Source organism: Mangrovibacterium sp. (assembly GCF_059905295.1).
Genome location: NZ_JBZQJF010000271.1, coordinates 1 through 3,170 on the forward strand (window position 1 = coordinate 1; position 3,170 = coordinate 3,170).

The window sequence follows — 3,170 nt, forward strand, 5'->3', positions numbered from 1 at the left end:
AGGGGTAAATATTTTTAAAGGAGTACCTTATGCTGGTCGAATTTCAGGAGATCGACGTTTTCGCAGACCCGCACCTTTAGAGCCCTGGATGGGAGTGAAGGATACTTTGGAATTGGGGCCTCCGGCTATTCAGAGTCCCAGACGTGGAGAGCCTGCACCTGCTGAGGATTGCTTGTTCCTGAATGTGTGGACACCGGCAAACGACGGGAAGAAACGTCCGGTCATGTTTTACAATCATGGTGGCGGATTCGTGGGGGGCTCGGGGGGAGCTCCCGGACAAGATGGTACTAATCTGGCTCGTAACTTTGATGTTGTCGTAGTTGAAACAAATCATCGGCTGGGGCTGCTGGGATTTCTTTATTTGGATGAGATTGCCGGATCTGATTATGCCGGATCCGGAAACATGGGTATAGCTGATATCGCTGCCGGCCTGAAATGGGTGAATGATAATATCTCTCAGTTTGGCGGTGACCCGGATAATGTGATGATCTTCGGAGAATCCGGCGGTGGTGCAAAAACCTCCTGTTTATATGCGATGCCTGAGGCTTCATCATATTTTAACAAAGCTTCTATCGAGAGTGGCCCGGGAGTTCGCATGTTAACAACGGAATTAGCTGCTCAAACAACAGAGATGGTACTGAAAGAGCTGAATATTGCCAAAAATAACTGGCGAAAATTGCTTGATGTTCCTGCTGAAGATTTGCTGACGCTACAAAATAAGTTCACCTTCATTCCTCCTTTCCAGGAAAAGATCAATATGCCTGGTATGAATGGGTTTGGACCCGTTGTTGATGGAGTGGTTCTGCTGAATCATCCGTTTGATCCGACTGCTCCGGAGATATCAAAAAATAAACCATTGATGACCGGCTGGAACGAAGATGAATATACCTTCTTTGCCTGGGAGCGGCATGATGCAGATTCCTTCAAGATTGGCTTTGATGAATTGCCCGCTAAGTTGGAGCCCCAATTTGGCAGTGATACAGCTAAAATTATCGAAGCTTACCGTACTGCGCGCCCGAAGGCTTCGGCTCCGGATATTTATGTGGCTGTTAAATCAATCGCATTGATGGGGCTCGGAACAATTGAGATCGCAGAAAAGAAAGTAAAGCAAAACGGTGCGCCCGTTTATCTGTACAATTTCGGTTACAAGTCGAATATGAAGATCCCCGGAACCGATTATGAAATGGGAACTCCGCATGCCATGGACATCACCTTCAAGTTTAATAATGAAGTTCCGCCGAAAGAAGGAGAAGGACCACACTGGAGCTTTGCCGGAGATAAACCGGACCGTTACGTGGCTTCGCACAAAATGGCAGAATTGTGGTCGACTTTTGCACGAACAGGTAAACCGGCTGCCAAAGATGTTCCTGAATGGCCGGCCTATAATCTAAAGGACAGACCGACGATGCGTATTGACACGAACTGTGAAGTGATTGATGACCGGTTTAAAATAGAGCTGGATATGTGGCGTTCAATCGGTCGATTGTAAATGAATTTTCAAAAGCTATTTTTAATAAAGACTAAAACCTAACCAATGAAGTTTCTGAAACAAACACAATTTTTCCTTTCTGCTATTCTAATGCTTGGTCTTGGTGCTTGTCAATTAATGGCAGAAAAAGCATCGGTTTCTGGCGAATCGCCTATTTCACACCCGATGATCGCGAATAGTGAAACTGCACGAACAACAACTGAATCGGGTGATGTAATTGGCTATGTCCATCAGGGGATTTTCAATTACAAAGGTATTCCATATGCCAAAGCTGAGCGCTTTATGCCTCCGCAAAAGCCGGATAAATGGGAGGGCGTGAGAAGTTGCAGGTCCTATGGTCCCGTTTGCCCGATTAATGTTGAGTCCATGATCTTATTTGATGAGATGGAGTTTGCCCAACAACACAATTTCTGGTACATGAAAGAAGATGCTTGCCAAAATCTAAACGTTTGGTCGCCGGCTATTAACGACGGTAAAAAACGGCCGGTGATGGTTTGGTTGCACGGTGGTGGTTATACGGCTGGTTCATCTTGTGAGCTGCCTAGTTATGATGGCGAAAACCTGAGTCGAACAGGTGATGTTGTTGTTGTCTCAATCAATCATCGATTAAATGTACTAGGCTTTCTTGACCTTTCTGCTGTTGACGAGAAGTATGCTCAGTCGGCTAATGTTGGAATGATGGATGTTGTCGCAGCGTTAGAGTGGGTGCATAACAACATCGGCAATTTTGGCGGTGATCCTGGCAACGTGACTATTTTCGGTCAGTCGGGAGGTGGCGGAAAAGTAGCTACCCTGCTGTATACACCTTCTGCTAAAGGTTTATTTCACAAAGCAATAATGCAAAGCGGAGCACTTGGTCGCTTTGCAACCAAAGAGGCTACGCAAAAAGTTGGTTTGGCCATTATGGATGAGCTGGGTTTGAAAAAGAATGAAGTGAATAAGTTGAAGGACGTTCCTTATGATGAACTACTGGCTGCCGGTAGTCGTGCTTTTGCAAAAGCGGGAAAAGGACTTGGACGTTTAGGTTGGGCGCCTTCCTGCGATGGTGAATTTATACCACTGCAACCGGGAGCTCCGGGAGCAGAAGAATTGTCAAAAGACATTCCGCTCATTGCCGGATCAAACCAGGTTGAATTCGGATCATTTGGCGGAGGTGCAGAGCTACTTCACGCTGACGAAGCGACAATTGTAAATTATTTGAAAGAGCGTTATGGCGACAAAACTGACGCTTATGTGGCTGCTTTTAAGGAGGCTTATCCAAACACCAAGTTGCCATCGGATATGAAAGATGTTGATTTAATGTTCCGCCCGATGTTGCTGGATTTTATTAAGCTAAAATCTTCAGTCCCGGGGGGAGCTCCTGTTTATAATTATGTGTTCAAATGGAATGCTCCGCATCTGGATGGCATGTTGAAATCGAGCCATTGCATGGAAATCGCTTTTGTCTTCAACAATATTGCACGCACCGAAGAATACAATAGTGGTTCGCCCGAGGCGTACGCATTAGCAAGGAAGATGAGCAAGACCTGGGCAACTTTTGCCTGGACCGGAAATCCCAATAATGAGATGGTGCCGGAATGGGCCCCGTTCACTCCGGAGGGTGGAGCGACAATGCTATTCGACAATCAATCCAGCTTGGTACATAATCACGATAAAAAGCTGCTGGAAGTCGCTGCTTCAG

At 46.1% G+C, this 3,170-nt stretch carries 2 protein-coding genes; both read left to right on the top strand.

Features of this window, described 5'->3' with window-relative positions; genetic code table 11:
• The coding region (locus AC37HE_RS13930; protein ID WP_500783458.1) for a carboxylesterase/lipase family protein at positions 1-1,489 on the top strand (1,489 nt) is incomplete at its 5' end.
• Positions 1,490-1,534: 45 nt separating this feature from the next.
• Positions 1,535-3,170 (top strand): carboxylesterase/lipase family protein (locus AC37HE_RS13935; protein ID WP_500783459.1); only part of this gene is annotated, 1,636 nt, incomplete at its 3' end.